Source organism: Algoriphagus resistens (genome assembly GCF_001442615.1).
GTDB classification, from domain to species: Bacteria; Bacteroidota; Bacteroidia; order Cytophagales; family Cyclobacteriaceae; genus Algoriphagus; species Algoriphagus resistens.
Map to the genome: position 1 here is coordinate 197,430 of NZ_LMXN01000011.1, position 16,348 is coordinate 213,777.

Annotated in this window: 10 protein-coding genes; 6 read left to right on the plus strand and 4 right to left on the minus strand. The window is 43.5% G+C overall.

Annotated features, from left to right (window positions below):
* Positions 1-77: 77 nt before the first annotated feature.
* The 4 genes from AS141_RS18425 (at position 78) to AS141_RS18440 (ending at position 8,615) form a co-directional block, all read left to right on the plus strand.
* Positions 78-3,317, plus strand: a complete 3,240-nt coding sequence (locus AS141_RS18425) for a SusC/RagA family TonB-linked outer membrane protein (RefSeq protein WP_057939165.1) — start codon at positions 78-80, stop codon at positions 3,315-3,317.
* Between the two features lie 43 nt (positions 3,318-3,360).
* Positions 3,361-5,418, plus strand: a complete 2,058-nt coding sequence (locus AS141_RS18430) for a RagB/SusD family nutrient uptake outer membrane protein (RefSeq protein ID WP_057939190.1) — start codon at positions 3,361-3,363, stop codon at positions 5,416-5,418.
* A gap of 30 nt (positions 5,419-5,448) precedes the next feature.
* Entirely contained in the window at positions 5,449-6,264 is an 816-nt protein-coding gene (locus AS141_RS18435) for a DUF3823 domain-containing protein (protein ID WP_057939166.1), read from the plus strand.
* 146 nt (positions 6,265-6,410) lie between these two features.
* A complete protein-coding gene (locus AS141_RS18440) occupies positions 6,411-8,615 on the plus strand; it encodes a hypothetical protein (RefSeq protein WP_057939191.1) in 2,205 nt (734 codons plus the stop codon).
* A gap of 62 nt (positions 8,616-8,677) precedes the next feature.
* Here the strand turns inward: AS141_RS18440 and AS141_RS18445 are convergent, their stop codons facing one another.
* Together AS141_RS18445 and AS141_RS18450 are read right to left on the minus strand one after the other, a co-directional pair.
* Positions 8,678-11,185: a Kelch repeat-containing protein gene (locus AS141_RS18445; RefSeq protein WP_057939167.1), complete on the minus strand. Its 2,508-nt coding sequence runs from the start codon at positions 11,183-11,185 to the stop codon at positions 8,678-8,680.
* 689 nt (positions 11,186-11,874) lie between these two features.
* On the minus strand, positions 11,875-12,513 hold the full coding sequence (locus AS141_RS18450) for a GDSL-type esterase/lipase family protein (protein WP_057939168.1): 639 nt from the start codon (positions 12,511-12,513) through the stop codon (positions 11,875-11,877).
* Positions 12,514-12,630: 117 nt separating this feature from the next.
* Here AS141_RS18450 and AS141_RS18455 point away from each other — a divergent pair, with 117 nt between their 5' ends.
* Positions 12,631-13,470, plus strand: a complete 840-nt coding sequence (locus AS141_RS18455; protein WP_157243529.1) for a hypothetical protein — start codon at positions 12,631-12,633, stop codon at positions 13,468-13,470.
* Here the strand turns inward: AS141_RS18455 and AS141_RS18460 are convergent.
* On the minus strand, positions 13,467-14,825 hold the full coding sequence (locus tag AS141_RS18460) for an acyl-CoA dehydrogenase family protein (RefSeq protein WP_057939170.1): 1,359 nt from the start codon (positions 14,823-14,825) through the stop codon (positions 13,467-13,469). The genes AS141_RS18455 and AS141_RS18460 overlap by 4 nt on opposite strands.
* A gap of 39 nt (positions 14,826-14,864) precedes the next feature.
* Between AS141_RS18460 and AS141_RS18465 the strand changes: the two genes are divergently transcribed.
* Entirely contained in the window at positions 14,865-15,458 is a 594-nt protein-coding gene (locus AS141_RS18465; protein ID WP_057939171.1) for a class I SAM-dependent methyltransferase, read from the plus strand.
* Here AS141_RS18465 and AS141_RS18470 read toward each other — a convergent pair.
* On the minus strand, positions 15,450-16,340 hold the full coding sequence (locus AS141_RS18470; protein ID WP_057939172.1) for an AraC family transcriptional regulator: 891 nt from the start codon (positions 16,338-16,340) through the stop codon (positions 15,450-15,452). The two genes, AS141_RS18465 and AS141_RS18470, sit on opposite strands and share 9 nt — an antisense overlap.
* Positions 16,341-16,348: the final 8 nt, after the last annotated feature.

The window sequence follows — 16,348 nt, forward strand, 5'->3', positions numbered from 1 at the left end:
TATCTATCGGACACCATTGCTTTAGATAGGATAAATACCTCAATGGGGTAATGGTTAAATAAATTATTGTTGAACTTATGCATAATATATACAAGAAGTTTTCTGGAAAACCGATAAAGTATTCCGTATTCGGGATAGTATTACAGTGCTTTATTTTTGCCTCCGTTCTTGCTTCAGGAGTAAAGAAAGAGATCAATTCACCTGCATATCATTCCTTTAGTACGGAGGCGCAGCGTGAGATTACAGTGACAGGGAATGTCACGTTTTCAGAGGATGGTACCCCGATGCCTGGAGTGAACGTGGTAATTAAGGGGACTACTATCGGTACCACTACAGATATTGATGGAAACTATAGACTAACAGTCCCAGACGGGAATTCTATTTTAACCTTTTCATTTATTGGGTATGTGCCCCAGGAGGTAGAAGTAGGAGCCCAGTCGGTGATTGATATCGCGATGGTGCCAGATACCCAGCAGCTTGGAGAAGTCGTAGTGGTGGGTTATGGAATGCAGGAGAAAGTAACATTGACCGGCTCTGTGGCCAGTATTAAGGGTGATGAAATGCTCCGGACGAAGAATGAAAACCCTCAAAACATGCTTACAGGCAGGGTTGCGGGTGTTCGGGTATGGCAAAAAAGTGCCGAGCCGGGCACATTCAATGCGAGCTTTGATATCCGGGGCTTAGGTTCTCCGTTGGTAGTTATCGATGGTATCCAACGTACGATGGGGGATTTTCAGCGCTTAAATCCCAGCGATATTGAAGATCTGTCTGTATTAAAGGATGCTTCGGCAGCGATATATGGAGCGCGGGCAGCAAATGGGGTAGTGCTGGTGACGACTAAAAAAGGAACAACCAATGGAAGGGCAACAGTAGTTTACAATGGATCCTACACCCTACAATCTCCGGCTGGTTTTCCTGAGCTAGCCGACCCTTACCAGACCATGACACTCTATAATGAGATGGCCATGAATAATATAAATGGGGGGAATCTAATTTATCAGGAAAGTGATTTTGAGGCATTTCGGACAGGAGAACGCCGTACTACGGACTGGAATTCCTTGTTGATCAATGCGTATTCCCCTCAAAGCCAACATGACATAAGTATTACCGGCGGGACAGAAAAAACCCAGTACTACATAGCCGGGGGGTATCTCTATCAGGAAGGTTTCTTTAAATCCGGGGATATGAACTATAATAAGGTCAACCTGAGATCTAATATTACCACAGAGATAGTCAGGGGATTGAAGTTTAATCTAAACCTAAGTGGTGTCGCCGATCAGCGTAATACCCCTTACTCAAGTGCAGTGGATATTATTAGAAATTATTGGAGACAAGGGGTCTTATTCCCTGCTTATGCCGATCCGGAAAATACCATGCTGAACTATGAAGGACTGGATCTGGAGCAGAATACAGTAGCTATGATGCAATCAGATGTGTCAGGCTATAGAAAATTCCGTCAAAAATATTTCCAGTCTTCGGCCTCGCTTGATTACGATTTCGGAACCGTATCCCGCTTATTGGAAGGATTAACCGCCAAAGCGTTGATCAGTTACGATTACCGTGGCGATGATAATGATATTTATCGCCGGGAGTATTACCAATACATGTACGAACCCTTGACGGATTCCTATACGTCGAAACTGTACAACAATAGCTCCCCAAATCAAATCAGGCGTGAAATCTTCAGCAAGCAGCAGGTACTAGGACAATTCCTTCTTAATTATAAACGGGAATTTGGTACCAAGCATGATGTATCGGGATTGCTTGGATTTGAGACACAAAGCCGGAAGGGTGATAATTTTTATGCACAGCGAGATCTTGCATTCGCCATGGAATATCTTATAGGAGGGATGAATGAAAACCAACAGGGTGGAATGCAGGGTGGCTCAGGAGATCTCTATGAGATTACCAATTCAGCTATGTTCGGCAGGTTAAATTATGCCTTTTCCGACCGCTACATTGCAGAAGTGCAGTTTAGATATGATGGTTCTTCAAAATTCGTCCAAGACAACCGCTGGGGTTGGTTTCCCTCTGCATCAGTAGGGTGGCGTTTATCAGAGGAGTCTTTCTTCAAATCAATTTCTGCTCTTTCGTTTGTTAGCCAGCTTAAATTCAGAGCCAGCTATGGTATGACTGCGGATGACGGTTCACTCCAATACGACTGGTACCCAGGATATATCTACCCTGCAACTAGCGGAAATGCACAGGGAGGATATTACAATCAATATGCCCCGGGGTATATGTTAGGGGATGAGTTCGTCTATGGGGCATCTTTGGTTGTTCCCAACGAGAATATCACCTGGTGGACAGCAAAGACATTTAACGTAGGAGTGGATTTTGAAGCTTGGAACGGCCTGTTTGGTTTTTCTGCGGATTATTTTGACCGTCGCAGGGAGGGGCTTTTTTCTACCCGCTCTGGGGAGGTGCCAACTGTAGTAGGTACAGGTGCTCCGAGAGAAAACACCAATAGCGACCGGCAGTTTGGGATCGATCTTGAACTTTCTCACCGCAACACAGTAGGGCTGTTTTCTTACGGGTTAAAAGGCATAGCCACAATTACCCGTAGGCAGCATTTGATAGCAGCAGAAAAGGGCCCTTATGGAAATTCCTATGATCGCTGGCGTAATGATAATCTGAGCAACAGATATCAAGGAGTGCAATTCGGATATGAATCGGCAGGGCGCTATGAAGACTGGGAAGATATTTGGTCATTTCCTATTTACAAAGACAGGGGCATCCTCCCTGGGAATTATAAATACGAGGATTGGAACGGAGATGGCGAAATCAATGGCTTAGATGAGCACCCGTTTGCCTATGATCAAACGCCTTGGTTAAACTTCAGTTTGGCGTTCGATGCCAACTACAAGAATTTTGACCTGAGCATGTTGTTGCAAGGATCAGCTCTTGGTTCCATGCAGTATCAAGAACCTTTGTATTCGATATGGGGAAGCAATGGGGGAGGTGCCTTGGAACAGTATCTTGACCGCTGGCACCCAGTAGATCCATTGGCAGATCCTTACGATCCGGCTACCGAATGGGTAAGTGGCTACTATGGATATACCGGTAATTATCCCTTTGGAAATTCTGATTTTAACAGAGTAAGTACTGATTATCTCCGTCTCAAGAGCATAGAAGTTGGGTATACCTTAAAACCACTGAATAACCCCACAACGAGCATCCGGTTCTTTGCCAACGCTTATAATCTGTTGACTTTCACCGGAGTGAAATTTGTCGATCCGGAGCATCCCGGTGATGAGCTTGGACGGATGTATCCGCTTACCAAAACCTATACGGTGGGCATATCCGCAAGATTTTAACTAGCGCTGGTTGATAATTAGGAACATTAAAATGAATTATACTATGAAAATAAGAAACATATTAGTGCTGATCGGCTTAATGTATTTTTCAGGATGCACCGATTTGGATGTCCCGCCTCCAAATGTCATTGGCGATGAGACGCTCATGACAAGTGAATCCGGTATGGACGTCTATATCGCAGGCATGTATAGTAAGATGCCTTTTGAGGACTTCAAATACATGGCGCAATGGGGCGTGGAGTACAACTCATGGCTTGGAGCATTGGGAATAGAGGGTACTGGTGAGGCGCTGAACCGGGATGGAATAAGCGCGGCTTTTACAGGAGAAAGAACTCCCTATTGGGGACGTGCCCTTTCTTTGTTGCGGGAAGCCAATTACCTGTTGGAAAAACTGCCTGAATATAAAAGTGTTTTTCCCGAGGTTACCTACAATCATTATTTGGGAGAAGCCTATTTTGTACGTGCTACCGTATTTTCAGCAATGGCACGACGATTTGGAGGAGTACCCCTTGTGACAAGCGTGCTCCGTTATCCTGCAGAGGAAGGAAGTTTGGAAATTCCACGTTCCTCTGAGGAAGAGACATGGGACCAGGTGCTTGCAGATTATGACAGGGCAGCTGAGCTGCTTCAGCCGACCAGCCCCAAAACTGGATATTCAAACAAGTATGTAGCCTTATCCTTCAAATCCGAGGCCATGCTCTATGCAGGTAGTGTCGCCAAATACAACGAAACAGTTCCAGGAAGGCTTACTGGAATGGGCTTGAAAACAGGTGTGCGTGTCATAGGATTTTCTGAAGAAAGTGCTCAGTCGGCCTCTGTAAGGTATTTCAAAGAAGCGTATCTGGCCGCAAATGAAGTGATTGCAAGTGGCCAATACGCGCTATATAGGAAAAAATGGGCCGCAAATGATCCTGAAGCCCAATACCAGAATATGGTGGATATGTTCAGTGATCCCACAAGTCCTGAGAATATCTATGTTAAGCAGTACGATTTTCCGGTGGCGACCCACGGGTATGATGCCTATAGTGCCCCGTTTATTTTCAAAGCTCCATTGGCTTCGGGTACTTGTCCTACGTTGGATTTTATAGAACTGTTCGAAGGCTTTGATCGGTATCCTGATGGTACTATCAAGGTCACCACAGGTTCTACAAATAGAGAAGGGAATTACCTGATGTATGATACTCCCATGGATTTTTTCAAAGATGCTGAGCCACGTCTTCGGGCATATGTGATATTTCCTGGTGATCAGTTCAAAAATACAGAAATTGAAATCAGAGCTGGTGTATATACTGGAGCTGAGCCAATTAAGCCGCTATTCAATGATTATTCCTATGCCACAGCGGAAACAAGGTATCAGCAATTACCTGCCTACACGCAGTCACCCAAGACCCTTTTTCTTAGTGCAAGGGAAGGAGGTAGCCAGGAGCTTGTGCCTTTCCAAGGTGGAGAGATTACTGCTGCGGGAGCCAATGGCCCGTTTTATAACAATGGGGAAAGTTCCCTCACCGGACTGTATGGCCGTAAGTGGCTGAACCCTGATCCTTCCTTCGAAGCAGGGGAAGGTAGATCGGCGCAGCATTTTATTCTGATGCGTTATGCTGACGTATTACTTAATGCAGCGGAGGCGGCAGTGGAGCTTGCGTTGGCTGGAGAAGCTTCTCCGGATGGATCTGATATGCTGCAGGTTGCCACTGCTGGTATAAACGAAATCCGTGAAAGGGCAGGGGCAACTTTGCTATCCGGTGGGATTTCCCCGGATATTGAAGGGCGAAATACAGTACGGAAAGAACGCCGAAAGGAACTTGCGCTGGAACACAAGACCAAATGGGATCTGCGCAGATGGAGAGTACAGCACTACGAAGAAAGGGATGGTTTCTGGGGTGAACAGCGGGATAAGGAAGATTTCAGTATGAATTCACGCTATCGATTCCGTGGCCTGTATCCGTTTTTGTCTGCCGAAAGCGGAAAATACTTCTTCGATGCCCGCTTTCAGTGGGTGAGCTTGAAGACCTTTGAGTACAATATAATCGACTATTACTTTGCCATCCCAAGTGGGGAGGTATCCAAGAGTCCTGTAATAGATCAGCAACCCAACAGGTAAGAAATTATCAATAACCAAGATTTCTAGAAGATGAAGAATATATTAATCTACTTAGCACTATTCGCATTGTTTTCCCTTAATTCCTGCAGCATGTTTGAGCTGGACAATTATGACCTACCAGACGAAACGCTTATAGGAGAAGTGGTGGATGTCGAAACTGGCCAGCCGATACTTACCGATCAGGGAAGTGAAGGCATACGTGTGAGGCTGACTGAAGTGAGCTGGGGGGACAATGTTGTTCCCAACCCGGATTTCTTTTGTATGCCTGATGGTACGTTCCAGAATACCAAGCTGTTTGCCGGAACCTATAATGTCAGAATTGACGGCCCCTTTATTCCCTTGGTTCGGGAGGATGACCGTGGGGTTCCGATAGCGGACGATACGCAGACAATAGCTATCAATGGGCAGGCCAGCGTCAGTTTCGAAGTCCAGCCCTTCTTGAATGTGGAGTGGGTAAAAGAACCGGAAGTGATCAACGGCAAAGTGAGAGCGCAGGTGCGTGTCACCCGTGGCATAACCGAAGAGGATTTTCGCTCCAAGATTGAACCTATGGGTGGGTATAGCAACAGTTTTACCAATGTTACAGACATTCAGCTGTTTGTGAGCTATTCTTCCACAGTAGGCTATCGGGCACGTGACGAGCGATGGTCCAGTCAGATGGAATTTTCCGGTTCTTCATTCAATTCCATGCTGGGTGAGACAGTTACTATTGAGTCCAATGGTACCATTCCTGAAGGAAGGATGGTTTTTGTGCGCGCAGCTGCACGGATCAATTACGATACGCCTAGAGGTAGTGGTACAAGACGATGGAACTACAATGAGCCCCGACAAGTATTGGTCTACTGATAGTTTACAACGTTTAAAGCCATTTCATAGGAAGTGGCTTTAAACTTTTACCCTTTCAAAAGATTACCCTATTAAAATTGTCAGCCGAAAATGTTCCCTAGCCCGTTTATTTCTGATTTACCAGTTTTCAATGAACTTTTATGCCCATGCGACAAACAACTCTATTATTTCTACTGTTAGCCCTATTCTTTCAAGGATGTTCTATATCCCAGAAGAATGGCAGAAAGCCAACAGAAAGGAAAGGTGAAAAGACCGCCTTTCAGACATCAAATCCCTGGAAGCCCGTGACCGATGTGCGGGCGGACGTGGCGTTAGTTTACAGTGTGAAAGACCATCATAGGCAAGGAAGTTTGACTTTTGAGGAGCGCGTTCAGACCTGGCGTGACAGAGGCTATACCACGCATTTTATGAGTGGGATCGCATGGGGGGAATACCAGGATTATTTCACCGGAGAATGGGATGGGGAGTGGCATCTCGATGAAGGACAGGTTACCCAAAAGGGTGATACAATCTGGCACGGTCGCATGGTTCCTTACATCGTCCCTTCCAACAACTTCATAAAGTACATGAAAGAAAAAGTGATCAAACGGGCAATTGACGCCGGAATTGATGCCATTTACCTTGAGGAGCCTGAGTTTTGGGCGCGGGCTGGTTATAGCGAAGCTTTCAAAAGGGAGTGGAAGGCATACTATGGGTTTGACTGGAGGGCGCAGCACGAATCTCCGGAAAATACCTACCTGTCAAACAAACTGAAATACCATCTTTACTATCGGGCTGTAGAAGAGTGCTTTTCTTATGCAAAGGAATACGGTAAAAGCATAGGTCTGGATGTAAGGTGTTATGTCCCTACGCATTCGCTTGTGAATTATTCTCAGTGGATGATCGTAAGCCCCGAGGCAAGTCTGGCGTCTTTACCGAGTGTTGATGGCTATATTGCCCAAGTTTGGACGGGGACTTCCCGCGAGCCCAATTATTATAACGGGCAGGAAAAAGAGCGCGTATTTGAAACCGCTTTCCTGGAATATGGATCTATGGAGTCTATGACCGCGCCTACCGGGAGAAAGATGTATTTCCTGACTGATCCAATAGAAGATTGGCCACGGGATTGGGCAGATTATAAGAAAAACTACCAGGCTACTTTTGCAGCACAACTGCTCTATCCCAGGATCGCTGACTATGAAGTGATGCCGTGGCCGGACAGGATATATGAAGGCACCTATCGTACGAGCGCAGACAGTGAGGAGAAGGAGCGGATTCCCCGTTTTTATTCCACCCAGATGCAGGTTATGATCAATACGCTAAACGATATGCCTTTATCTGAAAATAAAGTGAGCGGATCCCAGGGAATAGGGATTCTCATGTCCAATTCACTTATGTTTCAGCGATTTCCTACCCATCAGGGATACGATGACCCGCAGTTGTCAAACTTCTATGGACAAGCTTTGCCGTTATTAAAGCGCGGTGTCCCTGTGAAAACAGTCCATATAGAAAATGTTTCATTCACGCAGACTTTGGAGGATATAAAAATACTGATCATGTCTTATTCCAATATGAAACCTATGGAGCAGACAGCGCATGATTACCTTGCAAAGTGGGTAAAGAACGGGGGCATTCTGGTGTATTGCGGTAGGGACAATGATCCCTTTCAAACTGTACAGGAATGGTGGAATACCAATGGAAATAATTTCAAGGCTCCTTCGGAAGATTTGTTTCAGGAACTTGGGATGAAAGCACCGTTTGGTGAAGGTGAATATTCCTATGGAAAGGGGAAGGTGGTGATTTTGCGAAAAGATCCGAAAGAGTTTGTCCTGGAAGCAAATAGTGATACGGAATTTGTCAATACCGTAAAAAAATTAGTTGAATCAAGATCGAATGCTGAAAAACTAAAATTCAAGAATCACTTCTCTCTTACCAGGGGGCCCTATGAAATTATTTCTGTAGTTAATGAAAACGTCGATCAGACCCCTTATACTATTGAGGGAAAGTTGATAGATCTGTTTGACCCTACCATTCCAGTTCTGGATGTAAAACAGGTGAACCCGGGAGAGCAGGCATTTCTTTACAATATTGCAAACGTAAAAAACCCGGAGATACCGCAGGTTTTGGCAACGGCAGCGAGAATCTATGAAGAAGAAATAACAAAGGAATCCTATGCTTTTGTAGCCAAAAGCCCGTTAAACACAACCAATGTAATGCGGGTACTTCTACCCGGAGAAGCCCAGGTAATAGCCGTGCAGGATAAAGACGGTAACCCAGTGGAATCAACGAGTTCATGGGATGAAGCTAGCAAAACCTGTTTTCTGGGTTTTGAAAACAATCCTGATGGAGTCCATGTAAAGCTGGGTTGGTGATTTTCAAGGTCGATTGTTGAGAATTCCAGTCTGGCGATTCGTCTTTAGGATTGTACTGTTACTCAATTGCTTAAACTCGTGAACGTGCGGGAATATTCGTTTCCTGTTACTTTCTTGTATTCAATGGCAAATGCCCGGTATTTAATCTTAGCTTCTTCATGCGCTTTCAGCTTCAGCATTGCCTTAATTTCGTAGGCCAAAGCCACCTCATTTAGGGGGTCAATATTGAATATGGCTTTTGCCAGGTCAATGGTTGTCTGAAAGGCCCCTGTAACAAAACTGTTTTCAAGCTCGACTAAAAGTACGGGTTCAAGTTTAGCTTCCGCTTCTTCTTTAAATTCATCAAACAAATAATCATCTGCCAGATACAAAAATTTACCGCGGCTTACTATTTCCGCAAATTCATCTCTGACTACATCCATTTCATGTGAGGAAGCTATTTCCAGACATCTCATGTAATCGCAATAGGCTTCTTGGTGAAAGATTATTTTGTAATGGCCCTTCTCATGGATTAATTCTATTCCATCAAGCTCACTTAAAGTTTTGCGCAGGTTATTAATAGTGACACCCCTTGAGTTTTTTACCTTATCCGCTGGTCTGTCCGGCCATATCAAATTGCTGAGGTGCTGGGAGGTAATTCCGTCTTCAGTGCTGCTGTATTGTAATATTAGGCAAAAAACCTGTTTCAGTTGGGCGCTGAACATATAGGTGATGTCCCTGTTTTTCCTGTCTCTCACCGTGAAGTTGCCAAAAAGATAGATAGAATTCTCACGTGATGTCTTTTCTGTCCTCGGGGTAGCTTCTATGCTGATTTGCTCAGCAGTATAATTCTCAACTGGCTTTTTCTTTTTGAGCAATAGATATCCAATACCAATCGCTGATGCACATAAAAGGAGAATTTGCCACAATTTCGTGTCGCTTTTATCCATCGGAAAATCTGACAGTTCAGCTGATGTAATGGCAGGAAATGCGAGAGAATAAACCTTTAATTCGGAGGAAATATCATCTTCAAACTCCTGAACGACAGCATATAAATTATTAAGCCCAGCGTCAAAATACAGATTGGCATTTGTGGTGATCTTATCCGAGATAATCGGGATGGAATCGCCAAGTATTTTATAGGTGCCGTCCTTGAGGGAAAACCTATAGAGCTTAAGTTTTGATTGGGAGAAATGTTCAGGGTATAGCAACGTGAATAAAGTGGAATCATTGGAAAGTACCATCCCTCTCACCGGGACCACATTGTCATTTTCCCAAGGAATTTCCCAAAGTTTTGTGACCTGGTTCGTGCCCAGAGCAACCTGATATAAATCGTAATAATATTTTCTACCCACTGCCTGTTCACCGGATTCATTGCCCATACCACCAAAAATGTAAAGTGAATTATTCTCCTGTTGATAGCCTAAGGAAGAAAAGTATCGGGGGGATAAAAAATCACCTGTAAAGTCTTCCGGTTTAGCCCATTCTCTTTTAGTTAGATCGAAAGAAAAGAAACTCTTACTGTACTTCATATTCCCAAAGCCCCCGAATAGGGTGTATTCTGAAGTAGTCTTGTTTATATATGAACCGTGATGGTGAAGCTGGGTAGGAAGTTGCTCATAGCTTTCAACAGTCCATTCGAACGTGTCCAGATCAAGACTTGCTACTGTGGGGCCATCGTAGGGAGTGTCGTAATATACCTCATAAGTGTATAGTTTGTTTCGTGCTGTATCTATGAAATTTGTGCCCAATATCAGCTCTACAGGACATTTTTGCCTAAAGACTTCAATTTTGGTTTCACCGGATCTAACGTTATATAGGTGTATGGAGTCTCTATTATAATAGTATATTTCTTTTTTTTTGGGATTAAAACCTGAACCTGCTATAGCTTGTGATTTAAAGGAAACCTGATGTTTCCAGTGGTATGCATAGTTCTTAAGCCAGTCAGGATTTGACACCTTGCCTACGGGGTTTCCGTGGATGTCATGGACGAGGTTGCCTTCGTTTTCCAGTAAGGGGAAACTGTAGGTTTCTGTACTTTCTACAGTAAGATTTTTAATAGCGAAAGATGGAACGTCGATGACATGATCGCTTTTACCAAATAAAATGATGGGATAATAAGTGCTTCCGAGCTTTTGATCTCCCACCGAAAAGAGCTGGTCGTTTATTGCCAGACTTATAGAATCGCTCTTTAGGTCAAATAAAATTTTCATTTTAAACCACTGCCTATTGAGCAATTCATCCTTGTTCATCTGCGCAACTATCAGGTTGTCTTTGCCTTCTTCGTTGAATTTAAAAACCAGATTGTTGCCTTGACCATCGTAGAAAAGATTAAATATTCTGTTGCTTTCCCTGTTTTTGATACGGAGGATGTATCCAATTTCCGTTGTCGGGTACAAAGATAAGCTGCACTCAATGGCAAAATGGTCTGAAAATTCTTTGGTATTGTCTCCAAAGATAGTGTAGGATGTCCGCTGATTTATCGCTTGCTCACTTCCATGGAATTTTAATCCTCCGGGTAAAGATGATTGAGGAGGCGTAAAGCCAAAAATTAAGGAAATAAGACTATATATAGTTATAATTAAAGGCATGGATTAGGTAAAGAAAAATAGCCTTCGGCCTAGGCAAATGGATTTATTCAACAAGATTTTAGGTAAGTGGGCCGCGATGCGTTGAATTTCAATAGCTTGGTTACCTTGTGCATAAAGCCCACAGTACCCATGCGTTAGAAGGAAAATCATCTGGCCATTTAAGCTCACTTAAATGTTTCTTAAATTCAGGTATGATTGGAATCGCTCATCACAATCCAGAATACCCTGTTCTGTTAGAATAATCATTTTTTGGGTTTTTGACTGACTAAATATATGAATTCAGTAGTGACAGGCAAATAGAAGAAAATAAGATTGCTAGTTCTTTCTGATTGAACAAAAAATGTTAGAATATCCCCGGTTGGATTTTCGGTAGTGGAGGTTTGGTAATTTGCTAAAGGTAAATTGAAACTTCCAGTCAATTTAGTGAAACTTGATGCAGGAAATCTTGAGTTAAACTGTAATGCTAAAAGAGAGGGTGAGTGAAGCGATTTCAGGAGGGTGTGAACTGTTCAGAGGGATTGCAAATCCTTAAAAATAGAAAAGCGGAGTTGCAAACTCCTCTTAGTGGGAGGATGTAATATCTTCATCTGTTTCACACTAACTACCGAAGAGAACAAAAGCCTCCAAGCTTAAAAAACCTGGAGGGTAAGAAACATCTATCGGTCATTTCATACCGGACATCCAAGATTCTACAATCGTATCGCCCTTGCAATCACACTGGCCATAATCCCCAATCCTTCAGTATTTGGATGAACCCCATCAGGAAGCAATTCAGTTTTATTCATTAAAGGAGTGTAGAGATCAATCAGTTCGGAACCTGAATCTCTGGCGATATCCATGATCATCATGCGCTGCTCATTGTTCATTACCTCAGGAGTGATTCCAAAGTTTTCACGGGTTACCGGCACCGGCATGATCACATATACTTTACCATCTGCGGGCATGGTTTTCTTAAACTCTGCGATCATATCCAGGTAATCCTGTCTGAATTCTGAAGCATACTGCCAGTTTTGGGGTTTAGAATCATTTGTTCCCAACATGATGATTAGTATGTCAGCTTTGAAATCCTTCACTTGCTGGAACTGTGGCTCGTTCCAATACGGATAATCTCCCTTACGTAATAAAGTTCTACCACTTACCCCAAAATTGACTACTTCATATGCTTCACCCAAAATGCCCTGCATCTGAAGGGGGTAACTATCAGGGTTGTCCCTGCCCGGGCCTTGGGTGATACTGTTGCCTACGCAGGCTATTTTGATGGGAGATTGCGCCAAAGAAATACCGGCGAAAGCGAGAAGAGCGACTAAAAGCAAGTTCAGTTTTTTCATAATTAAGGATTTAATTTTAGGTTTATCTATTTGAGAACTGGCCGTTAAAATACCAATTATAGCTAACATCATTGCGATCAACTATGGACTTTTGCCTATTCACCTTATCTTTAATCCGTGCAGTTTCTCTTTAAACTTTATCAGCGCATTACGTGGCTTTCCATTGATGTAGTCCTAGGGGCTATGGCCGGGATGCTGTTTTTTGCAAGCGTCCTGAGAGTGGAGTTGGTCTGGCAAGAATATGCGCTGCTAGGAATGGCTGTTTGGTGTATTTATACCGCTGATCACCTGCTGGATGCCAGAAAACTCACCTCAGTTCATAGAGAGGACAGGCATCATTTTCATCTGATCTATCAAAAACCATTGCTGATGATACTGGGAATAGTTGGTGTCATTGGGCTGATTGGGGCAATAGGGTTCTTCGGTTTTTCGAATGAGCTGTTTTTTGGTGCTGGGTTGGCAATCATGATTTTATTGATCATGCTTGCAATAAGGAAGCTGGCAGACAAGCAGACCCGATTGAAAGAATTGAGCTCCGCAATCTTTTATGTGATCGGAATTTCCTGGCTTCCATGGTATGAAACGCCTGAAATAGATTATACCTGGACGGCTTTTGGATTGATTATTCTATACATGGGACTGGCTTATTTGAACCTGATCATGCTTTCCAGCTTGGATGCCGAATATGACAAAGAGGCTGGCTTTGCATCAATAGCTACCAAAATACCCCAAGAGAAACTTATCAATAGAATCCGACAACTCGTGACTGGTTTGATTTTGTGCTCCTTTTTAGGGGTAATACTTGTGAATTCTTTCTATAGGATCTTTCCGAGCTTACTAGTAGTCATGCTCCTTTTACATTACCTGAGTTTTTTCAGATCAAACTTAAAAGCAGAACAAATCCGTATGCGGATGGAAGCTGCCTTTCTGGTTCCTGCGCTTTTGCTTTTGCTTTAGACAAACGCACTATGCCCGGTAATAGCTCTGCCTACAATCAATGAATTGATTTCCTTGGTTCCTTCATAGCTATATACTGCCTCTGCATCTGCGACAAACCGGGCGATATCGTGTCTGAGCAAAATACCATTTCCTCCAAATAACTCCCGGGAATGATCCACAATGGAGCGCATCCTAAGCGTACAGAATACTTTAGCCAATGAAGCATGCTCATCTTTCAATAAGTCACTGTCCTGCATTTCCGAGAGTCTGAATACCATGGTCTGCATAGCTGTGAGATCGCCGAGCATAGTCACCAAAAGATCCTGTACAAGCTGGAAAGATGCAATGGGTCTTCCAAATTGCTTACGCTCATTGGTATAAGCCAGTGCCAGTTCATAAGCTCCCCGTGCACATCCTACCGCTTGCCACGCCACGCCAGCTCTGGTCATGCGCAGGACTTTCGACGTGTCACGGAATGAATTGGCTTCCTGCAAGCGATCTGATTCAGGTACTTCACAATTGGTCATTGTGATCAGCGCATTCTGCACCGTCCGCAATGCCATTTTATCCTCTAGCTTTTCTGCTTTGAATCCGGGATTGTCTTTTCTTACAATAAAGCCTTTCACCTGCTGATCTTCCAAGTCTCTGGCCCAGATGATCGTCATATCTGAGAAGGTGGCATTACCTATCCACTTCTTCTGTCCATTGAGTACCCAGGCATCACCTTCTCGTTTGCAGGTAGTGGTTAATCCTCCTGCTACACCCGATCCCACCTCCGGCTCTGTCAAGCCAAATGCGCCTATTTTTTCCAGCTTTTGCATGGGAGGAAGCCATTCCTGTTTCTGCTCTTCGGATCCGCACAAATAAATAGATCCCATGGCCAAGCCACTTTGAACGCCAAAGAAAGTAGAAATGGACGTGTCTATTCTTGCCATTTCCATTGCAATAAACCCTTCCAACAGAGCAGAATGTCCTGGGCAGCCATACCCCTGATAGGTCAGTCCGGCAATATCGAGTTCTGCCATTTTTGGAATGATCTGCATGGGAAACTCTCCTCTGTTCCAGTAATCATTGGCAATAGGCTTAATCTCCCGCTCCATAAATTCCCGCACCCGAAGCTGTATCTCCCGCTCATGATGGGGAAGAGTCTTTCCCAGCTCATAAAAATCCCCATTGATCGGTGGAATTGCTTTAGGTTTGCTGCCACCTTTGAGCATCCCCATCATTTTTGAAAGATCTTCTTCGCTCATTTGGGACACTAGCCCGACCATTTTAGAAAGATCTACTTTCTGGGAGAGTTTGGAGATTTGATCGAGATCGACACTGGATAAAAGTTGGCGTAATCCGCCGATGGTTTTAAATAGATTCTTCATAAAAGGCTATTTTGGCAGTTAATTTATTTCCTTAAACTAGTGAAAGATAAGTATAGTTTGCTTACAGCGTGGTATTCTTCGCTGGTGAAGCTCATTTTTGGTGAAAAGCTGAAGGAGTCAAAATTATGTTTGCTAGAAGATACGGAGTCAAAGCGTGTGTTGATTATTGGGGGAGGAGACGGGCTGGACTATAGGGAAATTGCACCTGATATTTCCGGGGAATATTGGGAATTGTCCAGCAGCATGCTGAAGAAAGCAAAGGAAAATCTCAAATTGAGCCAATTGGATTTTTACCTCGGAAATTTCAAGGCTGGGGAGAAGTTTGATGAAGTCTGGCTCCATTTCTTGCTGGATACCATGCCTGACGAAGCAATAGAGCTACTTTTAGAAGAAATCAAGTTAGTACTGGATACAAACGGGAGGATTGTATTTTCAGATTTTTTTCATCCAAAAAGCCATAGGCAACAATTCTTAAACCAGGTAATGATCACTTTCTTTCGGGTAGTCGTTGGTCATCATCGCAATGATCTTCCTGAATATGAAAAACTTTTCTTTAAAAGGGGTTTTGTGAAAACAGATGAGAGACTTTTCATGGAAGGCTGGGTCAAAGCCCAGGTTTGGAGGTCAAAGTGAATTGGTTGCCATTTTATTTCTGAATTGCTCAGGGGTATGTCCTGTTTTCTTCTTGAACAATCTGCTGAAATAGGAAGAGTCATCGAATGCCAGTTCATAGGCAATTTCCGATACGTTCAAATCCGAGTGCGTCAAAAGTCTCTGAGCTTCCAAGATAACTCTGCCCAGAATCAGTTGAGAGCTAGTTTTAGAGACTGTGTTTTTACAGAGTGTATTGAGTTGTTTCATACTCATGCTCATCTGATCCGCATAAAAACTAGCCTCTCTATGCTTTTTAAAATGCGTATCAATTAGTAGCTCTAATTCCTGAAATTGATTGTGGATCAATTTCTCTTGTTTGGAAAAAGAACCTTTGCTCACCTTGAACCTATACAAAAGGACGAGGAGGATATCAATGTAATTTCTCAATAGATCTTTTGTGAACAGGGTAGGTTGACTGTTTTCCTGATCAATTTTCTCAAAAAAAGAAGTGATCTCTTTTGCCTGAGCGGAGTCAGTTTCCAGTCTGGGATAGGCTAAAATGGAGTTGAAAAGGGAATATTCGTTCAGCCTTTTCCGGGAAAAAGCAGCAGTATAGAAGTCAGCACTGAAGAAAAGGATATATCCATCCGAATCTGCCGAAAGTTTCCAGGAATGAACCTGTCCCGGACTTAAGAAAAACACATCCCCCGGCTCAACGGGGAAAGTTTTGAAATCTATGGTATGACTTCCTTTACCTTGGGTGAAAACCACAATAATGTAAAAATCATGCTTGTGCGGTTTTTGAATAAACTTGTGCGTAGCCAGGTGATTTTTCAGCTGGGCAAAATAAAAATGGGAGGAGTCCAGTGTGTCCGGGGAAAAGTCTGGAATATGAAATATAGGAAGGGGACTACTCGGCATAATCAGGA

Excerpts from the sequence above, each read along its gene's own strand:
- AS141_RS18425 (WP_057939165.1), top strand. The coding sequence starts at position 78 with ATGCATAATATATACAAGAAGTTTTCTGGAAAACCGATAAAGTATTCC.
- AS141_RS18430 (WP_057939190.1), top strand. The coding sequence starts at position 3,361 with ATGAAAATAAGAAACATATTAGTGCTGATCGGCTTAATGTATTTTTCA.
- AS141_RS18435 (WP_057939166.1), top strand. The coding sequence starts at position 5,449 with ATGAAGAATATATTAATCTACTTAGCACTATTCGCATTGTTTTCCCTT.
- AS141_RS18440 (WP_057939191.1), top strand. The coding sequence starts at position 6,411 with ATGCGACAAACAACTCTATTATTTCTACTGTTAGCCCTATTCTTTCAA.
- AS141_RS18445 (WP_057939167.1), bottom strand. The coding sequence starts at position 11,185 with ATGCCTTTAATTATAACTATATATAGTCTTATTTCCTTAATTTTTGGC.
- AS141_RS18450 (WP_057939168.1), bottom strand. The coding sequence starts at position 12,513 with ATGAAAAAACTGAACTTGCTTTTAGTCGCTCTTCTCGCTTTCGCCGGT.
- AS141_RS18460 (WP_057939170.1), bottom strand. The coding sequence starts at position 14,825 with ATGAAGAATCTATTTAAAACCATCGGCGGATTACGCCAACTTTTATCC.
- AS141_RS18470 (WP_057939172.1), bottom strand. The coding sequence starts at position 16,340 with ATGCCGAGTAGTCCCCTTCCTATATTTCATATTCCAGACTTTTCCCCG.